Origin of the sequence: Mucilaginibacter sp. KACC 22773 (assembly GCF_028736215.1) — a bacterium.
GTDB lineage: Bacteria > Bacteroidota > Bacteroidia > Sphingobacteriales > Sphingobacteriaceae > Mucilaginibacter.
Map to the genome: position 1 here is coordinate 6,440,441 of NZ_CP117883.1, position 21,108 is coordinate 6,461,548.

The following is a 21,108-nucleotide window of genomic DNA, read 5'->3' on the forward strand; positions in this document are numbered from 1 at the left end:
GGAGAGCATTGGGCTGATGTGACAATGAATTTGGGTTATACATACTTAAATGATCATTTATTGCAATTGGGTAGCTGGCAGCCATATGCCCTAAGCGCAAGTTGGTTAAATGCCAGCTTAGGTTGTGCAGCTAATAAACCATTTATAGCAATTTTTGCATAATTTGTTTTTTCATCGGTACAATACCTGCTTCGGTTGTAGTTGCCACGGTAATATAATTGGTGTTGCGGGTTCAGCAGCGCTACCTGGGGTGTTGAATATACGCCGCAGCTCTTTGCAATGGATGGATCGAATATCACCGGAATAGTTAAATCAAATTTATCCTGAATTTGTTTGGCTGTATAATAATGGTTATTTAATACTACCACTACAAAATGTACCTGCCGGCCATATTGGTTTACCAGCGATTTAAAATTAGCTACGTTGAACCGGGAACATGGGCAATCCGGGTTAAAAAAGTGGAAGAAAATGGGCTTGGTTTCATTTTTCAACACCCCGTTTAAACTGATAAGCTGCCCCTGGTAAACTGGTTTATAGTTTTTGGGAACGGGGGTTGGTAATTGATAAACCAATTCGTTATACCAAAATAAAGCCCCGATCGCGCCAAGTAAAAAAATCAACCAAATACTCACTACGAGCTTCTTCATCCTTTTTTTTACGTAATGATAGTTCAAAAGTTACTTATTATAATCTTATTATATAGAAAAACAATTAATTGCCTTTACCCAAAAAGTTTTTACAAAAAAAAAGATAAAAACAGTTTTTTTTCCTATCATTACGGATGCGATTTTATCTGGGAACCCTTACCCTCTTATTTTTTTTTATTTCGGCCAATAGCCCTGCGCATGCAAAACGCCGGGCGGTTCGCAAAAATCATAAGGAGGTTAAATCTGCAAAAAGACATAAACATTTTCATACATATACCAGGCCCGTAATAGATACAGCCATTTCAACCGGATGTGCCAGCCCCGAAGAATTGATAACTTTTGCAAAATCGCTGCAAGGCATCCGGTACAGGTTTGGCTCAACCAATCCCGAAAAAGGTTTTGACTGCTCGGGGTTTGTTAACTACGTATTTAATCATTTTGGCATTGCTATCCCCAGAAGTTCGGTCGACTTTACCGACGTTCAGGGCGGGGTTGATTTAAAGGATGCTAAATTTGGCGACCTGATATTATTTACCGGTACTAAAAAACATACCCGCAGGGCCGGCCACATAGGCATCATTGTATCTATGCCAGGCGAACCAATTCAGTTTATCCACTCTACTTCCGGTGAAGCAAATGGAGTAACCCTTACCAGTATGAATGATTATTATATGGGGCGCTATATGCGTACCATACGGGTATTTACGGATAACAACCAGGTTAATACGTACCCTGAAACAGCCTCGCGTTAATTGGCTTGTTGCTTTTGCCACACGCAATTGCCATCACTCGTATTTTCAGAATATTTAATAACCTTAAAACGAGGCAACTACAAGTACCCGGATTTATTACCCTTGTAATCCGCGCCCAATACCAAAAGTTATCATACCTTTGCAGTCCATCAAAACAGTGCGGGATGGAGCAGTTGGTAGCTCGTCGGGCTCATAACCCGAAGGTCGTAGGTTCGAGTCCTGCTCCCGCTACATTTAAATCGAAAGCCTCAAGTCGGAAGATTTGAGGCTTTTTTAATCCCCTGTCAACTGCTAAACAAGAGCCGGTTGAATAAATTGATAATAAAAACCCTCCCCTGTTGGCACCGGAATCAAAAATGGCGGCCTCTCAACAAATTAAATCAGTACTTTTACCCCATGGCAAAAGTTATATCATTTGAGAACAACCCTTACCAGGAAAACACTTATGTTTTATATGACGAAACCGGCGAATGCGCAATTATTGATCCGGGAATGTATACGGCTACCGAGCAAAATGCGGTAGCGAATTTTATAAAGGATAATAATTTAAAACCGGTTTTACTGCTGAATACCCATTGCCACATTGACCATGTATTGGGTAATAAATTTGTATTTGATAAATACGGGCTTAAACCCAAATTTCACCAGGGCGAGTTGCCGGTGCTGACCGCTGTAGTATCATATGCCCCGCAAATGGGTATCAGGTACGAGGTATCGCCACTGCCGGATGAATACCTGCCCGAAACAGGCAACATAAAGTTTGGCAATACTGTTTTAGGGCTCATCTTCGCCCCCGGCCATTCGCCGGCATCGCTGTGCTTTTATGATAAAGCAGCCAATATGTTAATTGGCGGCGATGTATTGTTCAGGCGAAGTATTGGCCGTACCGATTTACCCGGCGGTAATTTTAACCAACTGATAGACAACATCGAAAACAAACTATTTGCCCTACCTGATGATTGTACCGTTTACCCGGGCCACGGCCCCGAAACAACTATTGGTTACGAAAAACAAAACAACCCTTTCTTAAGTTAAAAGTCAAAATTAAAAATTCAAAAAACTTCCGAACTCATCACTCAAAACTCTTAACTTAAAACTTTATTGAACACCTCGGTTTACATAGCAAAAAGATACTTATTTTCGGGCAAGAAGATGCACGCCATCAATATCATTTCGGGCATATCTATGCTGGGAGTGTTGGTTGGCAGCGCTGCTTTGATTATTATTTTATCGGTGTTTAACGGGTTCGAGAAAGTGATCCTGTCGCTTTATAGCAATTTTACGCCCGAGATTAAGATTGAGACCCGCCTGGGCAAAACCTTTGATCCTAATACGCCGTATTTTACTTCACTGCATAATGATCCTCAATTGTTTTCGTTCACCCAGGTGTTACAGGAAAAAGCATTAATAAAATATGGAGATAAACCATTTTTAGGTACGGTTAAAGGTGTAAGCGACGATTTTTTAAAAAATAAACAATTGGATAGCACAGTGCAAAATGGCTCCTTTACCCTTAAAAGCGGGGGGCGAAATTTCGCGGTTATCGGGTCGTCCATTCAGGGCAGCCTTGGCATTAATGTACATGACGAATTATTGCCGATACAAATATTTTCGCCAAGTCGTACTGCTGTAAATTCGGCAAACCCGCTTGATGAGTTCAGGGTGCGCTCCATAAATGTCTCGGGTGTATTCGGTATCCAACAGGATTTTGATGACATTGTGGTAACCCCTATTGAGTTTGCCCGCGATTTGCTGGATCAGCCTAAAGAAGTGAGCTCATTAGAACTTACTTACAAAAAAGGGACCGATGTAACATCGGTACAAAACAAAATAATTGATGCCATAGGGAAAAACTTCACGGTAAAAAACCGAAAGCAGCAAAATACCGAGCTTTATAAAACCCTGAACTATGAGCGATGGAGCATTTTTATGATATTGACTTTTGTGCTTATTATTGCAATATTCAATATCATTGGCTCGTTAACCATGCTGGTTATTGATAAGCGCGCAGATATTGCCATTTTAAGTAGCCTGGGGGCCAATAAAATGCTGATACAGGGCATTTTCTTTTTTGAAGGGATGATGATATCGATATTTGGCTGTATTGTTGGTATTGCCCTGGGCCTGGGCGTTTGCCTGGTGCAACAGCACTATGGTTTAATAAAAATGGGGGCTACGTTAACCGTACTGGATGCCTACCCGATCGACCTGGAAATAGCCGATTTTGGGTTGGTTTTTTTAACAGTTGGCGCCATTTCTGTAATCGCATCAGGAATAAGTGCACGATTAAGCATCAAAGGATTGGACGAAATCAAACAGGATTTGTAAATTTGTTATATGAGGATAAGCTATTTTAGGTATTTGGCCCTTTTATTTATTTTTTTTATAGTGGCGTCCTCGTGTAACAGGAAACCGGATAAGGCAGATAAGCCTGTTGTTTATAAAGGTTTATACAGTTTTGGCCCCGAGATAAAATCATTTAAGGATTGCGATAGCGGGCAGGAGTTTTGGGTTACCGATAGTTCGGCACATCTTGAATTGCAATATTCTCAAATGAATTTCGAAAAACCTTATGAGCCTGTATATGTTGAGGTAGAGGGTGTAAAATTAAAATCGGGTAAAGAAGGCATGGGCTCAGAATATGACAGCACCCTTGTAGTAAAAAAAGTAGTAAAAATAACAAAAGAGATCCCGCAGGATATGTGTAATTAGCTTTAAGTCCAAAGCCTTAAGTTAAAAGTCGAAAAGTTGAATTTTCCTCTACTTTTAACTTAAGACTTCCAACTGAAGGCTTCCTACTTCCTAAAGGGAACCAAATAAACAAACATCTGCCTCAATTGGCGTTAACTTATCATTATGGAATCAAAACGTCAGCAAAAATTTGCAGGGGTGATACAGGAAGACCTGGCCGCCATTTTTCAGCGCGAAGGCATGAACTATTTGCCTAATACCCTGGTAACTATAACCAAAGTACGTGTTACCCCCGATTTAGCCATAGCGCGTATATTTTTAAGCTTTTTTGGCAATACCAATTTGCAGCTGGCCCTGCAAACCATTAAGCTGCACGCCTCCGAAATTCGTTACAAACTGGGCGCCCGTATTAAAGACCAGGTAAGGATTATCCCCCAACTGGAGTTTTTTGTGGATGATACCAGCGAATATGTAGAACGGATGGACAAAATTTTCGACAAAATAAGCAAGGAAGAGCGCCAGCCCGATACCGAATAGCTGATATAGATGGACCGGCACCAACAGCTGAAGACCTATTTACAAAACAACCCCGGTGCCATTGGCAAAGTGGTTGATTACGATGCCGGCACCGACCGGCTTTTTCCGTTGGATTTTACCGCCAACAATACCGAATTGAGTACGGAAATTATTGCCGATACCCAACGGTTTACCAATTGGGTAAGCGATAAACTAAAAGCCAATAACTGCCGCTACGGCATTGGCGGCTACATGGAGCACCGCACTATTTATGCGGTAAGCGCTCATTTTGATACGGAAGATGAACCGCGGCGCCTGCATTTGGGTGTTGATATCTGGGGGCCGGCAGGTACGCCCATTTATACACCGCTCAATGGCAAAGTACATAGTTTCCAGGATAACAACAACCTGGGCGATTATGGGCCATGCATCATCCTGCAACATAACCTTGATGGTTTAATACTGTATAGCCTTTATGGTCACCTGAGCCGTAAAAGTTTGGAGGGGTTAACTATTGGTATGGCTGTTAAAAAAGATCAGCAAATAGGCACACTTGGCGACAATGCTGAAAACGGCCAATGGCCGCCACACCTGCATTTTCAGCTCATGTTTGATATCGAAGGTAAGTTTGGCGACTATCCCGGGGTATGTAAATATTCCGAGATGGAAAAGTACAGGGCCAATGTGCCTGATCCGGGATTGGTGTTGGGGTTTTAACGCTATTTTTAATAAAAAGTCAACCCGAGTTGTAAAACCAGCAGGTTCTGAAGGGGAAATGACATCATAAAATGGGCTGTCATGCTGAGCCCCGTCGAAACATAGCGGGCAAAGGCCTCTCCACGCGCCCCTTCGACAGGCCTACGCACCTCGAAAGTACAACATCTCATGGGTAGGAACTAAGTATCTATTCGCGAACTTTTCCGTCGACCATACCAAGCTGATAGATCCTTCGTTCCTCAGGATGACAGAATTTTATTTGAATGTCATACTAAGAAACCTGCAGGTTTTACAACTCAGTATGGTTTAGGTTTCTTCAAGTAAGTTTACTTGCATATCACCTAACATTCTTTATCGCCCCAAACATTATTCCCGTTTTATTGTCGATATTTATATTATGATAAAGCACATGCTCATCACTGTAACAGCAATAGTGGCAGTATTTACCGCCGGCGCCCAGCCTGCTTTTAAAGGAGGGCAAGGGGCATTGAACGATTTTTTGAAATCGAAAATAGTTTATCCGGAATATTCGAGCCGTAATTGTATTTCGGGTACGGTAAACGTGTCTTTCAGGCTGGATAAACAAGGCCGGGTAACCGATGCCAAAGTACAGCAAGGCCCTGGTATTGACCTGGATGACGAAGCCCTGCGGGTTATTAAACTTACTTCCGGCCTATGGACGCTGCCTGCAGGCTATAACCCCACAACCAACCTGGTGCAGCCCATCAGGTTTGACCCTGATCAAACGCTTTGCGGGCAATCAACCATAAAAGACATGCAGGCCGCAATTACTGATTATAAAAACCGGCAGGAACTTGAAAATGCTGTTACCAATTATTACATCAACAAATACCAGGGCAAGGCCGATCTATCCAAAGATGCTACCATCATAGCCCTTAAAAAGCAACTGGGCTTTGATGACGAGTTGATAGCCGATATACTCAGCAAGGCCAACGAGAAGGTAAAGCAAAATGACATGGAAGGCGCCTGTACCGACTGGAATTTTATCCGTAACATAGGCAGCGATAAGGCCGATAGCTTTATCCAAAAATATTGCAGCAAAAAGCCCTGACCGGCGTACGTACCGACCAGGGCTTTTTGAGCTTGTTTGTGAAACAGATGTAGCTGGCTAAATTGCCAGCTCAACCTCCCCAATGGCCAGCAGCATAAGGCGACCCTGGTATTCAACCCATACATCGGCAAAGCCATTACCATCATAACCTAAAAATTTCATGATGGGGCTGCTAATGTTCAGGTTTTTCCACCTTTTACCAATGTACTTAAGTAATTGACCTCGTTTTAGAGTGGTGTGCTTTGCCATAAGTTTGATTTTTAAGGGTGAAACAATAAACTAAGTTAATTAACAATCGAGAAAATTCTTAACCTTTAGAAAAAAAAAATTTCTTTTGTATCGGATTTATTACAACAACATAACGTCGGTTCTGCTATTGCTAAATATTTACATTATGATAAGCAATTAATGATCAGCTACTTATCATTAAAATATTTTATTTGATTTTATTGTAATTTTTAGGATCAAGCGCCCCGGGCGACCAGGCTTTAAAAAATCCCAATATTTTGTCTTTACTATAACCTTTACCCTCCTCCAGGTACTCGGAGTTTTGGGTATGCAGGCGGTTGCCTTTATCATCCAATACTATAAATACCGGGAAACCAAAGCGCTGGGGGTATCCCAGGTTTGTCATTACGGCATCGTTGGTGTTTTCCTGGCTGTAGTTCACGTGCAAAACAACGTAGCTTTGGTTCATATAGGTATTAAGGGCACTATCGGCTGTTACCTGGTTATTAAATTTTATGCACCAACTACACCAATTGCCCCCAATTTGCAGCAGTACATTTTTGTGCTGCTTAGCCGCCTGTTTAACTGCGGCAGTAATTTCGGCCCCTGCATCGGCGTTTGGGTTGTATATATGGGGTTTGTCCTGCGCCTTGGCACCTAAACCAAATGCAAACACAAGTGCAATTAAAAACATTTTTTTCATAGCGGGCATAAATGCTCAGATAACAAGGCGTATAGTTTTTTATAAGCAACACAATTTACAGAAAAACCAGTTGCTTACGCATGTTGTTTTAAAATTATTACACAAAAAGCATAAAAAAGGGTACTTGTAAACACATTGTGGAAAACTCCTGAATTGAATGATAATTTAAGAATAATAAATTTGATATAACATACCCAAATTATATCTCTTTATTCCATTTACCCGTTAGGGGCTGATACGTGCAGGCGCTTATTTAAACTTGAGTTTTTTCAGTTATAAATAGTTAATATGTGTGAAGCCCCTGCGTAAAGCGGGGCTTTTTTTGCACTATAAGGCTGTTTAGAATTGATATATTGAACTGGGATCAAGCAAAATAATTGTGGGGGAGTAAAAAAAGTATTTGTTTTGGGGATAGGAATAACAAATACGAATACCCTTGACAGCAGCATACGAAACCCTTGTCCGTTTAATCTTACCTGAAGGTCTTTTAGAATATTTTGAACTTATGGATGTTCGCTCATCTGAGAGCGGGCAATTGAACATTTACCTGGAAGAAAAGAACCTTGCTCCATCAGGTTATGAGAAGCCACAACTGGAATCCAGGGGCTTCTTACCGGAAACGGCCATACAGGATTTTCCTATTCGTGGCCATAAAGTAGCGCTTTGTATCAAAAGACGCAGATGGGAAGTAAAAGCAAGTGGTGAGATCATTACAAGAGACTGGGATTTAGTAAGGAAGGGAGCGCGGATGACTACAGAATTCGGCACTTTTTTAAAAGGTATATTTGGATAATCATCCTATTAGCAGCCATTTGTTAGGCAAGTTATATGAGGTGGACGGCAAGCAGCTCGGTCAGCAATATAAAGATCACCTGAGTGATTTTCACAGCTGGGGTCAGAAATGGCATGCAGAGGAGTGGATGCTGTTTGCAGATAATATAGGCCCTTACCTGAGTATAGATGAAACCGCCTTAAGCAACGGAGAACTGTATACCATTGTTACCAATAAAGAAGCCAAAGGTGGTAAAAAGGCTATCGTAGCGATGATAAAAGGCACACAGGCCGAACAGATTATGGCTGTACTGGAGCGAGTACCTGTCCGTAAAAGGAATAAAGTTAAGGAAGTGACGATGGATATGGCTGCTAACATGATCAAGGCTATCCGCAGGTGCTTTTCTAATGCTGTGCGTGTTGTTGACCGGTTCCATGTACAAAAGCTGGCCTATGATGCTGCACAGGAAGCAAGGATCAAATATCGCTGGGAAGCATTAGAGCAAGAGAACAAAGCAATAGAGGACGCTAAAAAAAACAAGCAAAGCTATCAGCCTGAAGTATTTAGCAACGGGGATACTTTAAAACAATTACTGGCCAGAAGCAGGTATCTGCTATTTAAACACCCATCTAAGTGGACTGTATCACAGAAAGAAAGAGCTGATCTGTTGTTTCCAAGGTATCCCTTGCTGCTCAAAGCCTACAACCTGTCAGTCCGGCTGGGGCAGATTTTCACTATCTGTAAAGACAAGCAGCAGGCGTTTAAAAGACTGGCAATCTGGTATAATGATGTAGAAGATGCAGGAATTGAATCTTTTAAAACCGTTGCAAGATCTGTCAAATCGCATTATGAATCTATCCTAAACTTCTTCGATAACAGAAGTACCAACGCCTCGGCAGAATCTTTCAATGCTAAGCTCAAAGCTTTTAGAGCATCTTTAAGAGGTGTAAGAGATACTTCTTTCTTCTTATTCAGACTTGCTAAAATATATGCCTGACTTTTTTATCCCCCAACTTTTCGGATTGATCCTTGAACTGCCCCGAAAACATTTTTGTTACGCTAATACATGGCACTCAAAACCCAGGTCGGCAAGTATTTGAATAATCGTTAACGGGCAAAATTTGCCGCCCTTAATTCTCAGCACGCTATCACAATCATCCAGGTCGAAACTTATTTCGGCAAAAGGCAAATAGTGCTGCAGCACTACAATCAGGGCAGTTGCGTGCGGCGCTTTTTTTACATTGGTTTTAAAAATTTCAAACATAGCTGATTGTGGTTTCTGCAAAAAAATCCCGCCCCAAAAAAACGGCCGGGGTAAACACGCGGTTCAAATAACAGCTTCGCCCATTATTTAAAAACATACAATAGGCTGGCTTGCATATTAAATTCCTTGTATGTGGGTAAGCTGCTGCCAACCGCAAGTTTACAGTATCAAATTTGCATGATACCAGGCTGTTTTAATAGCAAAAGATGCCCGAAGCGGACAAAGTGGCGCCGGAAGCGGAATAAGAAAGATAAAAAATGCGGATTAAGTTTACCGGGATAATCCGGCACTGATCAATATTAACAATTGGGAACCATAGCAAGGCGTTATAACCATCAGCCTTTTGCAAGCCAGCTAAGAAACTGAGGGGCTTTACCTTTGCTTACAATTACCTTTTCGCCAAAAGGCACATTAAGGTTTATAGAAAGCTTTCGCGAAAAAAAATTGGATACATCTGTAATTGCTTTTCGGCAAACCAGGTATTGCCTGTTTGCCCTAAAAAAGTAATTCCCCGAAATTCGTTCCAGTTCGTCGAGGTTTTTATTTGGATAAAACGTTTTCCCTGAGAATGTAAGTAAGTGAGTAATTTCATTGGCCAGGTAAAACATGGCTATATCATCCAAATTAACCGGAATTATCTTGTCTTGATGATAAACCAATACCGAGGCTGCCCTTTGTGTATCCTTGCCGGCCAGCATCTGAATCAGGGCCTCGTATTGTGGCGTTTGATCTGTAGAAAACAATTGCTTTAACCGCCCGTACTTTTGAAGGGCGTCGTTCAGCGTTTTGCTGGTAAAAGGTTTTAGAATATAATCTATTCCATTGGCTTTGAAAGCATCCAAGGCATACGCGTCATAGGCGGTGCAAAAAATAACAGGTACTAAAAGAAGCCCGGCAACAAAAATTTCAAAACTAAGCCCGTCGCCCAATTGAATGTCGCTAAAAATCAAGTCCGGTGCTTCGGCGGTCTTGAAATATGCCAGGCCCTCTTTAACCGACTTTATTTGTACAATATTCACGGGTTCATCCATCAGTTTCCTGATGTTCAGCTCCAGGTCGTCGGCAACCAGGCCTTCATCTTCAATGATTACGATGTTCATTCTTTAACAATTTTATAGTTACCGAAAACGAGTTCGGTTCTTCTTTAATAATAATATCATCTCCCGACCATATGTGGTATCTTTCGGCCAGGTTGGCCAGGCCGTAATTGGTTGATGCAACTTTAATGTTTTTTACCTGCCGGTTATTGCTGATAACCAACCAGTCGTCCTGCTGACTAATAGTTACGCAAAGCGGATCTTCCCGGGTAAAATTATTGTGTTTAATGGCGTTCTCCAACAGTGGTTGTAACGAAAACGATGGCAGGTAGTACCCTTTTAAGGTTTCTTCGGGCAGCGTAATGGTACAATTTAGCGCGGCTCCAAACCTTATCCGCTGCATTTCCAGGTAATCAAATAACAGGCTCACTTCATCCTCCAATTTGGATACGTTTGATGTATGATGAAATATGGATGCCCTTAAAAAATTAGCCATGTGCACAATATAATTATCAGCAGTTTGCACATCCTTATGATACAAGGCCTTAAGGGTATTTAACGCGTTGAACAGAAAATGAGGCTGTATCTGCTGTTTTAACAGCAGGTTGGTAGCCTCGGCATTGGCCGCCTTCAGCCTTGAAAGTTCCAGCTCGCTATATAGTTTATGCTCGTATAGCAAAACCGAATCGTGCAAAAGCATAATCATTGTATTAATCACAATACCCGACCCAACAAAGGCAAAAAACAAACCAACATCCCAAAACGACCATTTTTTATGGGCCACATAAGCAAAAACGGGCCATAATGCCAGGTAAATAAATACGCTTACCGGGTAGGTTAGCAAGCGGCGGTACAAAGTAAATTTTTTTGACCGTAACGGATAGCGCACCAACAGAATAACCATAAGGCCAACATCGGCATAACCAACCAACAAAATACCCGACATGGTTAATAGCGTATAAGGTAATACAGGCTCTGCAGAACCGCTGCGGGAAATGATGAGGTAAAAGATAACGCCGATAATTACCGATAGTAACCAGCTTAAGCGATTTAAACGTTTTACGGGTAATTTTTCATGCATATAAGCAAATGTACCTAATAGATTGGATGTAAGTAAGCATGTTAAACCAAAGCGGGCAAAAGCAGGGCTTAACCGCCTGAAAACCGCTCCGAAAAGGCAAAGGACACATTATTAGCAGCCGGCCGGTATTTAATTTAAGCTGCCTTATCACTCTGCTTCAAAAACCGGCAACATTACAAGGCCTGCTTAAATGCGGACCTCATATTCAATTTGCATTCCTGTTTACCACCTATGATACTGCCGACTTAATAAAATGGCATTTTATTCAAACTAACACACACAACCTTCGGGCGCAATTATGCCCGTTTCACTATGTTTTTGATAACACCCGATTAATGCGGCCGGTACCTTCGCTTTCAATTAATGTTAAAATTAAATTTTACAACTATGAAAAAAACAACCGTATTCGGTATCAACATGCTTATTGGCCTGCTGTTTATCTCCCTTGCTTCTTATATACAGGCCCCGGAAACACAAGTTAAAATTACCGGGATCAGATCTGCCGGGGGCAAAATCATTCTTAATGTTTTTAAAGATGATGAAAGCTACAACAAAGAGCAGCCTTACAAAAAGGTCACATTTGATAAGAAAGCAATTAACAACGGTACACTGACAGTGATGGTTAAACTGGAGCCGGGCATGTATGGCATAACCCTTATCGACGACGAAAATGAAAACGGAAAAATTGACAAAAATTTCATACGAATGCCCAAAGAAGGTTTCGGTTTTTCCAACTTTTTTATGGAAAAGCTCAAAAAGCCGGCATTCGATGATTTTAAGGTCGATTTGAAATCCCCTGCTAAAATCGACATCAGGGTAAAATATATGTAAACCCGCCCGGGGAAGCCTCAATAAAACGAAACTATTATCCTATATGAAAAACGCATTTAAAATTAACCTCAATAAAAACAACATGAAAACATCAGCAATTTATAGAAAACTATTAACGGGTATAGCAATGCTCACCGCAGCCGTATCTTTTTCATCCTGCGAAAAAAACACCATCGACCCTTCGGGGCAATTCAATATAAAAGTAGTTAATGCGGCATCAACTTCGGGACCTCAGAGTTTTACAATTGCTAATTCGGTACTGGTAAGCGGCGGACTTAAATATACCTATGCCTCCCCTTACATTACTACCGCTTCGGGCAAAAGACTGGTTATGGAATTTAAAGATGAAGGATCAAGCAATGTTTATGCATCCGGTGAGCTTTATACTACAAATGGTGTAAGTTTTACGGTGTATATGGCAGGCAAGGGATCATCGGCCCGGGTTAAATCTTTTGAAGATGACCTGGCTACGCCTAATAATGGAAAGGTAAAAATTAAGTTTATTCATTTAAGCGATAACGCGCCGTCGGATATCAATATCAAAGATGCATCAGGCGATGACCTTGTAACCAATATAAGCAGGAATATTGCAAGCGGTTACAAATATGTTGATCCGGGAACGCTAACGGTTCAGCTATATGGCACGGCCTCCAGGAAAAATATCGGCAATTTTAATATTGCCGACCTCCAGGCGGGTAAAATATATTCCCTGTACTTCAGCGATGCAAGCGATGGCAGCCTTAGTATAAATAAGGTGCTGCACAATTAACCCATTCAATTACCTGAGTAAAAGCCGGATTGTGATAACATCCGGCTTTTTGTTTTAATCGGGTTATCCAAGCTCAATTCATACCACTCCCCCTTGCTATTTAAGCCATAATTAATATCGATTTAGCAGGTTAAACCGATTCTTTAAATCCTGTTGCAACAGGTAAAAAAGCCTCTAAATAATATTTTCTTACTCCATTATTGTTTAAATAACACTTAATTTTTGTAATTTTTAAAATAATCTGGTGTTATTTTCACTACAATAGCACAATAATTCTGTGGGGCTGTCAAATAAATTTGATTAGCGAAACTGATTTTAAAAAACCGCTTTCGAACCCATAATTACCTTAAATTTTCCAAGAATGTCACTTGGTTACTTTATTAATAATATTCCGCGCCGCTGATTAAGGCATTTCTTAACATTGCCACGCGACTGTTCACCTAATTGGCAGGCGATCATAAATTATTTTCAAAATTTTTCTTTTAATTGTGTTTTTGACAATAAATATTATATCTTAGCTTTCAATAGACGCCTGTCTGTTGATTTTTAACCAGTTAAAACCATTTCATGAAAATCCTGAATGATGCTCAACTTATGGAGCTATTAGTAATGGGCAACAAGGAAGCCTTGGAACTGCTATTTAAAAAATATTACAAACTCCTTACTATATCGGCCTTTTATATTTTAAAAAATGAAATGGAAGCAGAGGATATGGTTCAGGCTTTTTTTGTCGACTTTTGGGAACGACAACTGTTTAACAATATCAACTCATCGCTAAAAGCTTATTTAACAACAGCTATCCGCAACCGTTGCTTAAAAGAAATTGAGAAAGAAGCGCTGAGGCAAAAACGATTAGCCGATTATCAATATACCATTTCGGAATTAGAAGAAGAGCAGGAAGTTATATGCGGTGAAATTAATGTGGACAAAATATTGGCCGACCTGTCTGTTCAGCGGTTCCAGGCGGTAACTTTGGTTCATTGTCAAAATAAAAAGTATAAAGAAGCTGCCTATGAAATGGGCATCAGCGTCAATTCGTTAAAAACGCACTTAAAGCTGGCCTTTAAAACCATGCGCGATGGGGTAAAAAATGCAAGGTAGTTCACCCTTTTATTCAAAATCTGGTCTTATACATAATGACATATAATAAAACATATATTCAGGAGCTAATAATTGACAAAATTGCAGGAGCGATAAGTGAAGAGGACGACCATATACTTCAACAGGCAATACGCGCAGACCCTAAAGTTGCAAAACTTTGGATTGAGATGCAGGATGCTTTAACCTCTGATAAAGCTAAACTCTTTTTTGACAATATAGACGAAAATGCAGCCTGGGATAAAATTGAGCCTCAAATTGAACAGGTAAAGTCAATTCAATCCAACCAAAATAAATTTATAAAATGGATGTCGGTTGCTGCATTGCTGTGCATTACGCTTTCGGCCGTTTATTATTGGCAGTTAAAACCGGTTGCCAATTCAGTAGCCGTAAAACAAAGAAAAAAGCCGGCTATAGAGTTGCACATGGCCAACGGACAACAAATTGATTTATCCGACACCGCTAAAAGCGTTATCAATACCCCGTTCGCCAATCTAAAAAAAGGGGCCAATGGCCTAAGTTATACACTTGGCGATGATAAGGCTCAAAATTGGAGTACTCTTACCGTACCTGCAGAACTGGACTACCAGATAGCCCTGTCAGATGGTACCCAGGTTTGGCTTAATTCGGCTTCAAGTTTGCGCTTTCCGTTTTCATTTACCGGCACCACCAGGGAGGTTTATTTAACGGGCGAAGCATTTTTTAAGGTAGCTAAAAACGCGGCACACCCTTTTATAGTTCATACCGGCCAAACAAATGTGCAGGTGCTTGGCACCCAGTTTAATGTAAATAGTTACAACTCCAATGTAACCACTACATCTCTTGTTGAGGGCAGTGTATCTACAAGCGGCCAGCATAACGAAAGACTTTTGCTCAAGCCCGGATACCAGGCTGTTTATACCCCTGTAACAGGCTTTTTAAAGCAGCCATTTGATGCAGGCACAGAACTGGCCTGGATGCATGGCCAATATTATTTTCATAACCAAAAACTGCGCGATATAAGTGAGGTACTACTGCGCTGGTTTAATTTAAAGGTTGTTTTTGACGATGCCGCCAAAGCCGAAGAATCATTTAGCGGCGCTATTGAAAAAAATAAACCGGTGCAGGTTTTTATTCAAAACCTAAAATCATCTGCAGGTGTGGATGCTACCATTAAAGATGATGTTTTACATGTAAAATAAAACTTGCCCCAAAAGCAACATAAAATTCCCGGTTGACAAAATCGGCGCGGGCACATACCAATTTATACAAAACCGGCTTCCAGATAAGCGCGGTTTTGTAGGTTAAAAGGCGCCGTAAATTACTTTTTACCCACAGGCATTTAGCAAAAAACTTTTTTTTTAATTTCTGTTCACCCATTTTTCTCAGAAGCGGTCTTTAGTACAAACCCAATTATAAACCCAATAACTATGGAGAAAATTTTATTTTACCGGCGGCTGCTACTGCCTGTTTTTATTTTTTTATGGGGCACCCAATTTTGTCACGCACAAACGCAAAATCCGGGGCCTATAACACTCAAAAAGGCAAATATCACCTTGGCCGATGTGTTTCAATCCGTTAAAAAACAAACAGGGCTAACAGTTTTTTACAGCAACAATTTATTAAACGACCGGGAACTGGTTACCGTTGATTTTCAAAATGCCAGTGTGCAGGATGTTTTCACTTTTCTTTTAAAAGGCAAAAACCTGCGTTATGTATTACGCGATCAGCTTGTCGTAATTGAAAAAGTTGCGGCCGAAAAACCAGTCCCTGCAACACCCAAAAAAGAGCCGGCGCAGGCGCCATTGCCCAAAACGGTGCAAGGAACTGTTACCGACGAAAAAGGCCTTACCTTGCCAGGCGTAAGTGTTAAAGTAAAAGGTACCGGCATAGGTACCCAGTCAGATGTTAACGGTAAGTATTCTCTCAATTTAAAAGGAACTGATAAAACTGTTATCACGTTTTCATTTGTAGGATCTAAAACTCAGGAATTTGATTTAAACAACTACCAGCCATCAAATGGTACTTATGTGTTAGATGTAACCATTGGTACCGATAAAACCGCATTGGAGGAGGTTGCCATCGTAGCGTATGGTACTCAGAAAAAGGCGAGCTTAGTGAGCTCTATTACCACTATAAGCCCCAAGCAGCTTAAAGGCCCTTCAAGTAACCTTACCACTATGCTTGCCGGTGTTGTGCCGGGGATGATATCCTACCAGCGCAGCGGCGAACCGGGCGCTGATAATGCCCAATTTTTTATACGCGGTGTTGGTACCTTTGGTGCCGGTAAAGTTGACCCGCTGATTTTAATTGACGGTATAGAATCGTCAACTACAGATCTGGCCCGGTTACAGCCCGATGATATTGCCGGTTTTTCGGTATTAAAAGATGCTACTGCTTCATCATTATATGGTGCAAGGGGTGCAAACGGTGTAATATTGGTAACCACTAAACGAGGCGATGTAGGCGCAGTGAAATTCAATGTGCGCGGTGAAAACTCAACTTCGTCAAACATCAAGAATATCGACCTGGCCGATAATATTGCTTATATGACTTTGGCCAACGAGGCGGTGCTTACCCGCAATCCGCTGGGCGCCCTGCCTTACTCGCAAAACAAAATCGACCATACAGCTAATGGCGACGATCCGCTGTTATACCCCAGCAATAACTGGATAAAACAGTTGATAAAAACCAAAACAAGCAACCAAAGGTTCAACATGAATGCCAATGGCGGGTCCGAAAAGGCTAAGTACTACCTGGCCATGACCTATAATATTGACAATGGTAACCTGGCCGAAAATAGCCTCAATAATTTCAGCAATAATATTAAGCTGCAATCATACTCCATTTTATCAAATACCACCTTAAACCTAACCAAAACTACCGAAGTTGTAGTTAGTTTAAAAGGACAGTTTGATAGCTATCATGGCCCTATAAGTGGCGGCGGGTTTACATTTTTAAATGCTTTATGGAGCAACCCGGTAGCCTTTCCGGCTATTTACCCAGGCAGTTTATTACCCTATGTAAACCACCCCCTGTTTGGTAATGCTATTATTCCAAGTGGTGGCCTGTATGTCAATCCTTATGCACAGTCGCTTTCAGGCTTTCAAAGCTCAAACACCAGTACTTTAACCGCACAATTAAATTTAAACCAAAAGTTTGATTTTATTACCCAAGGCTTATCTGCAAGGGTTATGGCCTATACAACCCGCTATTCGTACTTCACCGTGGCACGCCAGTATAGCCCTTATTATTATCAATCAAATGTACTGAACGGACAATTTAACGGCTTAACCTTACTTAACGACGGGTCGTCGGGAAGCATAGGCGCCACACCAACCGAGTATTTAACCTATAGCCCGGGGGGCAGCGTATCCAACGCTACTACTTATATCGAAACAGCCATAAACTACAACCGCACATTTGCCGAGAAGCACGCCATCAGCGGTTTGCTAATTGGTACCATGCGTAATTATCTTACTGCTAATGCGCCAACGTTACAGTTATCGTTGCCATCGCGTAACCAGGGTGTATCGGGCAGGTTTACTTATGGCTACGATAACCGTTACCTGTTGGAGTTTAACTTTGGCTATAATGGTTCCGAGCGTTTTGCCAGTAACCACCGTTTTGGGTTTTTCCCATCAGTGGGCGCCGGCTGGGTTGTATCAAACGAGAAGTTTTTTGAACCAATGCTTTCAACCATCGATAATCTTAAATTCAGGTTTACTTATGGTTTGGTGGGTAACGACCAGATCGGATCGGCAAACGACAGGTTTTTCTACCTGTCGGATGTTAACTTAAACAGCGGGAGCAACGGTCAGTTTGGTACCAATTATACCTATAGCAGGCCTGGTGTGGTTACCTACCGTTATGAAAACCAAAACATTACCTGGGAGCAATCAAGGCAAACCAATATAGGTATGGATTTAACTATTGCAAAAGACTTTAGTTTAACCTTAGATGCATACCAAAACAAACGGGATAACATTTTAATGGTAAGAAGCACTATCCCTACTTCTATGGGCTTACAGGCCAACATATCGTCAAACGCGGGTAAATCATCAAGCAAAGGCGTTGATGTTGCCATGGATTACAAGAAAAATTTCACCAACTCTTTCTGGATCCAATCGCGCGGAACGCTTACCTACGCTAAAAGCAAACTGTTAAAAAACGAAGAGCCGGTATATAGCGATAACTTAAAATATCTTAGCAGGGTGGGTAACTCACTAAGCCAGATTTATGGCCTTGTTGCCGAGCGTTTATTTATTGACGACGTAGATGTAGCCAACTCACCGGTTCAAAGTTTTGGCAATTACAAAGCCGGCGATATTAAATACCGCGATATGAATGGCGATGGTAAAATATCCAGTTCAGATGTGGTGCCGATTGGTCATCCGCTTGTGCCCGAGATTATTTATGGCTTTGGTTTTTCTGTCGGATATAAAAACTTCGATGTAAGCGCGTTCTTCCAGGGGTCGGCCCGCTCATCGTTTATCATCAACTCTGCCAATATTTCGCCCTTTTACCTGGTTAATGGGTACCAGTCAAGTACCGGCCTCAACTCTGGCAATCAAAGCGGTTTGCTGAGCTCAATAGCCAATGATCACTGGTCAGAAGATAACCGGAACCCATATGCTTTTTGGCCTCGCCTAAGCAGCACTATCCAGGAAAACAACACCCAAACGTCAACATGGTGGTTGCGAAATGGCTCTTTCCTGAGGTTAAAATCGGCAGAAATTGGATACAATTTCACAAAAAATCAGCTTAAGGGCATCCGTATGAAAAGCGCACGCCTTTATGCCAATGGTTTAAACCTGTTAACAGTAACCGGCTTTAAACTGTGGGATCCCGAAATGGGAACTTCAGGTCTGGGATACCCAATTCAAAAGGTGTTTAACTTAGGCTTAAGGGTAGAATTTTAAAAGCTTTCAAATCAATTATATGAAAAGTAATTTTATACAAAAAATTAAGCATACAGTATTAAGTCCCGCACCTAAAGGGTATATCGCCCTGCTATCGGTGGCTTTAATGATAATTTTGCCGGCATCGTCATGCAAAAAATCATTCCTGGATGTTGTTCCTGATAACGTATCAACAATAGCCAACGCTTTTGTTTCAAAAACCGAGGCAGAAAAGTATCTGTTTACCTGTTACTCGTACCTGCCTACAGAAACCGACCCTACCTATAACGTAGGTCTTACAGCCGGCGATGAAGTTTGGGTAGAAGACCCTGCTGGGCACATTCGGCCAACAAACGTATTGCAGTTGCCAAGGGGTTATCAAAACTCATCAGACCCCATTGCCAATTATATGAACGGCACCCGCGACGCGGCGGCAAACTACAAAGCCATACGCGATTGTAACGTTTTTATTGAGAACGTAAGTGACCTTAATAAGGTGCGCGACCTTGACATTGACACCCGCGAACGCTGGATAGCCGAAGCACAGTTTTTGAAGGCTTTTTATCATTTCCAGCTGTTTAGGGCTTACGGGCCAATTCCTATTATCGATAAAAACCTGCCAATTGATGCATCGATAGATGAGGTAAGGGTAAAACGTCGCCCGGTTGATGAAGTAGTAAATTATATTGCCGGTTTATATGACCTGGCCGCAGCAAAACTGCCCCTAACCATCAGGAACGAAGGCAGCGAACTGGGCCGCGTTACCAAAGCTGCAGCTTTAAGCATGAAAGCAAAGTTGCTGGTTACTGCTGCAAGCCCACTGTTTAATGGTAACCCCGATTACAATTCGTTCAAGAATAAAGATGGCGAGCAGCTATTTAATTCTACCTACAGTGCTCAAAAATGGCAGCTTGCGGCTGATGCCTGTAAAGCAGCCATTGATTTTTGCGAGGCGCAAAACATACAGTTGTACACTTTCCCTGCACCAACCCTGCCGCTTAGCCAAACTACCATGACGCAAATGAGCATCAGGAACGCGATGAGCGAAAAATGGAACGACGAACTGATATGGGGTTTAACTGCCGACAATAATATCAACTATAATTCATTCTTCCAGTCGATGTGTGCAGGCCAGTATGATTTTAATAATGCGGATGCTGCAAAATCGGCAAACCGCCCGTTAATGGGGCCCACTATAAAAATGGCCAAAATGTTTTATACTAAAAACGGGGTGCCTATTAATGAAGATAAAACACTTGATTTCAGCAATATATCGCAATTGCGTGTTGGTACTCACGACGAGCGCTTTAACATTAAAGAAGGCGAAACTACTGCCCGGTTGAATTTTGACCGTGAGCCACGTTACTATGCCGACCTGGGGTTTGACCGTGGTGTATGGTATATGGCTAATAGCCCTACCAAAACCGACGAAAATACCTGGTGGATGAAGGCCCGCGGTGCCGAAGTAGGCCAATCCTCGCCTATCCCCATTGCCGGCTTTTATATGAAAAAAGCGCTTAACTGGCATTATGAGTGGGCAACAGTTACCTATCTGAATTACCCTTGGCCCGAAATGCGCCTTTCTGATCTGTATTTACTTTATGCCGAAGCATTAAACGAAGCCCAGGGGCCGGTAGCCGATGTATACACATATGTAAACCGTATACGGGCAAGGGCTGGCTTACCTACCGTACAGGAATCATGGACAAACTATAGCATCAACCCAACCAAGTACACTACAAAAGAAGGAATGCGATCAATCATTCAGCGCGAACGCTCATTGGAGCTTTGCTTTGAAGGCCATCGTTTTTGGGATTTGTTGCGCTGGAAAACTGCTGGTGCCGAGCTAAATGGAAACGTAACAGGATGGACTATAAATGAAAATTCGCCCGAATTGTATTATCGTGAACGATCAATCTTTTCGAGGCATTTTGTAATCCCGCGCGATTATTTATGGCCAATACAGGAAAGCGACCTGTTGGTTAATCAAAACCTGGTGCAAAACCCTAACTGGTAAATATATAGCAATAATATGTTTAACAATAAAAAC

Annotated in this window: 21 protein-coding genes and 1 tRNA gene; 16 read left to right on the forward strand and 6 right to left on the reverse strand. The window is 41.6% G+C overall.

The genetic code is table 11. The features are described 5' to 3' along the window. Window positions 1–53 precede the first annotated feature (53 nt). Complete coding sequence (locus tag PQ469_RS26715; protein WP_274210406.1) at window positions 54–647, reverse strand: DUF6436 domain-containing protein; 594 nt, start codon at window positions 645–647, stop codon at window positions 54–56. 134 nt (window positions 648–781) lie between these two features. Between PQ469_RS26715 and PQ469_RS26720 the strand changes: the two genes are divergently transcribed. The 8 genes from PQ469_RS26720 to PQ469_RS26755 all read left to right on the forward strand — a co-directional run bounded on the left by PQ469_RS26720 (window position 782) and on the right by PQ469_RS26755 (window position 6,395). Then, window positions 782–1,399: a C40 family peptidase gene (locus PQ469_RS26720; protein WP_274210407.1), complete on the forward strand. Its 618-nt coding sequence runs from the start codon at window positions 782–784 to the stop codon at window positions 1,397–1,399. A gap of 158 nt (window positions 1,400–1,557) precedes the next feature. Beyond that, window positions 1,558–1,630, forward strand: a tRNA-Met gene (locus PQ469_RS26725). Between the two features lie 165 nt (window positions 1,631–1,795). Continuing rightward, window positions 1,796–2,434, forward strand: a complete 639-nt coding sequence (locus PQ469_RS26730) for an MBL fold metallo-hydrolase (RefSeq protein ID WP_274210408.1) — start codon at window positions 1,796–1,798, stop codon at window positions 2,432–2,434. A gap of 66 nt (window positions 2,435–2,500) precedes the next feature. Continuing rightward, on the forward strand, window positions 2,501–3,727 hold the full coding sequence (locus PQ469_RS26735; RefSeq protein ID WP_274210409.1) for an ABC transporter permease: 1,227 nt from the start codon (window positions 2,501–2,503) through the stop codon (window positions 3,725–3,727). Window positions 3,728–3,736: 9 nt separating this feature from the next. Next, complete coding sequence (locus tag PQ469_RS26740) at window positions 3,737–4,111, forward strand: hypothetical protein (protein ID WP_255369753.1); 375 nt, start codon at window positions 3,737–3,739, stop codon at window positions 4,109–4,111. Window positions 4,112–4,255: 144 nt separating this feature from the next. Then, on the forward strand, window positions 4,256–4,627 hold the full coding sequence (rbfA, locus tag PQ469_RS26745) for a 30S ribosome-binding factor RbfA (protein ID WP_177183692.1): 372 nt from the start codon (window positions 4,256–4,258) through the stop codon (window positions 4,625–4,627). A 9-nt stretch (window positions 4,628–4,636) separates the two neighbouring features. Beyond that, window positions 4,637–5,323 (forward strand): peptidoglycan DD-metalloendopeptidase family protein, encoded by a 687-nt coding sequence (locus PQ469_RS26750; RefSeq protein ID WP_274210410.1) that lies wholly within the window; start codon window positions 4,637–4,639, stop codon window positions 5,321–5,323. 409 nt (window positions 5,324–5,732) lie between these two features. Next, complete coding sequence (locus PQ469_RS26755; protein WP_274210411.1) at window positions 5,733–6,395, forward strand: energy transducer TonB family protein; 663 nt, start codon at window positions 5,733–5,735, stop codon at window positions 6,393–6,395. A 57-nt stretch (window positions 6,396–6,452) separates the two neighbouring features. Here the strand turns inward: PQ469_RS26755 and PQ469_RS26760 are convergent, their stop codons facing one another. Together PQ469_RS26760 and PQ469_RS26765 are read right to left on the reverse strand one after the other, a co-directional pair. Further along, window positions 6,453–6,644: a hypothetical protein gene (locus tag PQ469_RS26760; protein ID WP_090640317.1), complete on the reverse strand. Its 192-nt coding sequence runs from the start codon at window positions 6,642–6,644 to the stop codon at window positions 6,453–6,455. 187 nt (window positions 6,645–6,831) lie between these two features. Next, entirely contained in the window at window positions 6,832–7,326 is a 495-nt protein-coding gene (locus PQ469_RS26765) for a thioredoxin family protein (RefSeq protein WP_274210412.1), read from the reverse strand. Between the two features lie 505 nt (window positions 7,327–7,831). Between PQ469_RS26765 and PQ469_RS26770 the strand changes: the two genes are divergently transcribed. Together PQ469_RS26770 and PQ469_RS26775 are read left to right on the forward strand one after the other, a co-directional pair. Then, window positions 7,832–8,119, forward strand: coding sequence for an ISAon1 family transposase N-terminal region protein (locus PQ469_RS26770; RefSeq protein ID WP_274210413.1), 288 nt, complete (start codon window positions 7,832–7,834; stop codon window positions 8,117–8,119). Further along, window positions 8,112–9,095: an ISAon1 family transposase gene (locus PQ469_RS26775; protein ID WP_274210414.1), complete on the forward strand. Its 984-nt coding sequence runs from the start codon at window positions 8,112–8,114 to the stop codon at window positions 9,093–9,095. The genes PQ469_RS26770 and PQ469_RS26775 overlap by 8 nt, the downstream gene beginning before the upstream one ends. Before the next feature lie 57 nt (window positions 9,096–9,152). Here the strand turns inward: PQ469_RS26775 and PQ469_RS26780 are convergent, their stop codons facing one another. From PQ469_RS26780 to PQ469_RS26790, 3 genes are all read right to left on the reverse strand, one after another. After that, complete coding sequence (locus tag PQ469_RS26780) at window positions 9,153–9,362, reverse strand: hypothetical protein (protein ID WP_274210415.1); 210 nt, start codon at window positions 9,360–9,362, stop codon at window positions 9,153–9,155. Between the two features lie 335 nt (window positions 9,363–9,697). Then, a complete protein-coding gene (locus PQ469_RS26785) occupies window positions 9,698–10,462 on the reverse strand; it encodes a LytR/AlgR family response regulator transcription factor (protein ID WP_274210416.1) in 765 nt (254 codons plus the stop codon). Beyond that, complete coding sequence (locus PQ469_RS26790) at window positions 10,443–11,480, reverse strand: sensor histidine kinase (RefSeq protein WP_274210417.1); 1,038 nt, start codon at window positions 11,478–11,480, stop codon at window positions 10,443–10,445. Before PQ469_RS26790 ends, PQ469_RS26785 begins: the two co-directional genes overlap by 20 nt. Before the next feature lie 387 nt (window positions 11,481–11,867). Here PQ469_RS26790 and PQ469_RS26795 point away from each other — a divergent pair, with 387 nt between their 5' ends. The 6 genes from PQ469_RS26795 to PQ469_RS26820 all read left to right on the forward strand — a co-directional run bounded on the left by PQ469_RS26795 (window position 11,868) and on the right by PQ469_RS26820 (window position 21,075). After that, window positions 11,868–12,311, forward strand: a complete 444-nt coding sequence (locus PQ469_RS26795) for a DUF2141 domain-containing protein (protein ID WP_274210418.1) — start codon at window positions 11,868–11,870, stop codon at window positions 12,309–12,311. An 82-nt stretch (window positions 12,312–12,393) separates the two neighbouring features. Further along, window positions 12,394–13,080, forward strand: coding sequence for a DUF4397 domain-containing protein (locus PQ469_RS26800; protein ID WP_274210419.1), 687 nt, complete (start codon window positions 12,394–12,396; stop codon window positions 13,078–13,080). A gap of 567 nt (window positions 13,081–13,647) precedes the next feature. After that, the gene (locus PQ469_RS26805; protein WP_090640295.1) at window positions 13,648–14,181 is read left to right on the forward strand and encodes a sigma-70 family RNA polymerase sigma factor; all 534 of its coding nucleotides are present in this window, start codon (window positions 13,648–13,650) and stop codon (window positions 14,179–14,181) included. Window positions 14,182–14,216: 35 nt separating this feature from the next. Then, window positions 14,217–15,359 carry a FecR family protein gene (locus PQ469_RS26810; RefSeq protein WP_274210420.1) on the forward strand — a complete coding sequence of 381 codons (1,143 nt, stop codon included), beginning with the start codon at window positions 14,217–14,219 and terminating at the stop codon, window positions 15,357–15,359. Between the two features lie 228 nt (window positions 15,360–15,587). Further along, entirely contained in the window at window positions 15,588–19,079 is a 3,492-nt protein-coding gene (locus tag PQ469_RS26815) for a TonB-dependent receptor (protein WP_090640288.1), read from the forward strand. 19 nt (window positions 19,080–19,098) lie between these two features. Then, window positions 19,099–21,075: a RagB/SusD family nutrient uptake outer membrane protein gene (locus tag PQ469_RS26820; RefSeq protein ID WP_274210421.1), complete on the forward strand. Its 1,977-nt coding sequence runs from the start codon at window positions 19,099–19,101 to the stop codon at window positions 21,073–21,075. The last annotated feature ends 33 nt before the right edge of the window (window positions 21,076–21,108 follow it).

What these genes read in the sequence shown, in the direction of transcription:
- PQ469_RS26750 (WP_274210410.1), top strand. Translation starts at nt 4,637, where the DNA reads ATGGACCGGCACCAACAGCTGAAGACCTATTTACAAAACAACCCCGGT.
- PQ469_RS26810 (WP_274210420.1), top strand. Translation starts at nt 14,217, where the DNA reads ATGACATATAATAAAACATATATTCAGGAGCTAATAATTGACAAAATT.
- PQ469_RS26760 (WP_090640317.1), bottom strand. Translation starts at nt 6,644, where the DNA reads ATGGCAAAGCACACCACTCTAAAACGAGGTCAATTACTTAAGTACATT.
- PQ469_RS26800 (WP_274210419.1), top strand. Translation starts at nt 12,394, where the DNA reads ATGAAAACATCAGCAATTTATAGAAAACTATTAACGGGTATAGCAATG.
- PQ469_RS26785 (WP_274210416.1), bottom strand. Translation starts at nt 10,462, where the DNA reads ATGAACATCGTAATCATTGAAGATGAAGGCCTGGTTGCCGACGACCTG.
- PQ469_RS26740 (WP_255369753.1), top strand. Translation starts at nt 3,737, where the DNA reads ATGAGGATAAGCTATTTTAGGTATTTGGCCCTTTTATTTATTTTTTTT.
- rbfA (WP_177183692.1), top strand. Translation starts at nt 4,256, where the DNA reads ATGGAATCAAAACGTCAGCAAAAATTTGCAGGGGTGATACAGGAAGAC.
- PQ469_RS26820 (WP_274210421.1), top strand. Translation starts at nt 19,099, where the DNA reads ATGAAAAGTAATTTTATACAAAAAATTAAGCATACAGTATTAAGTCCC.
- PQ469_RS26790 (WP_274210417.1), bottom strand. Translation starts at nt 11,480, where the DNA reads ATGCATGAAAAATTACCCGTAAAACGTTTAAATCGCTTAAGCTGGTTA.
- PQ469_RS26755 (WP_274210411.1), top strand. Translation starts at nt 5,733, where the DNA reads ATGCTCATCACTGTAACAGCAATAGTGGCAGTATTTACCGCCGGCGCC.
- PQ469_RS26715 (WP_274210406.1), bottom strand. Translation starts at nt 647, where the DNA reads ATGAAGAAGCTCGTAGTGAGTATTTGGTTGATTTTTTTACTTGGCGCG.
- PQ469_RS26730 (WP_274210408.1), top strand. Translation starts at nt 1,796, where the DNA reads ATGGCAAAAGTTATATCATTTGAGAACAACCCTTACCAGGAAAACACT.
- PQ469_RS26770 (WP_274210413.1), top strand. Translation starts at nt 7,832, where the DNA reads ATGGATGTTCGCTCATCTGAGAGCGGGCAATTGAACATTTACCTGGAA.
- PQ469_RS26815 (WP_090640288.1), top strand. Translation starts at nt 15,588, where the DNA reads ATGGAGAAAATTTTATTTTACCGGCGGCTGCTACTGCCTGTTTTTATT.
- PQ469_RS26780 (WP_274210415.1), bottom strand. Translation starts at nt 9,362, where the DNA reads ATGTTTGAAATTTTTAAAACCAATGTAAAAAAAGCGCCGCACGCAACT.
- PQ469_RS26805 (WP_090640295.1), top strand. Translation starts at nt 13,648, where the DNA reads ATGAAAATCCTGAATGATGCTCAACTTATGGAGCTATTAGTAATGGGC.
- PQ469_RS26720 (WP_274210407.1), top strand. Translation starts at nt 782, where the DNA reads ATGCGATTTTATCTGGGAACCCTTACCCTCTTATTTTTTTTTATTTCG.
- PQ469_RS26765 (WP_274210412.1), bottom strand. Translation starts at nt 7,326, where the DNA reads ATGAAAAAAATGTTTTTAATTGCACTTGTGTTTGCATTTGGTTTAGGT.
- PQ469_RS26795 (WP_274210418.1), top strand. Translation starts at nt 11,868, where the DNA reads ATGAAAAAAACAACCGTATTCGGTATCAACATGCTTATTGGCCTGCTG.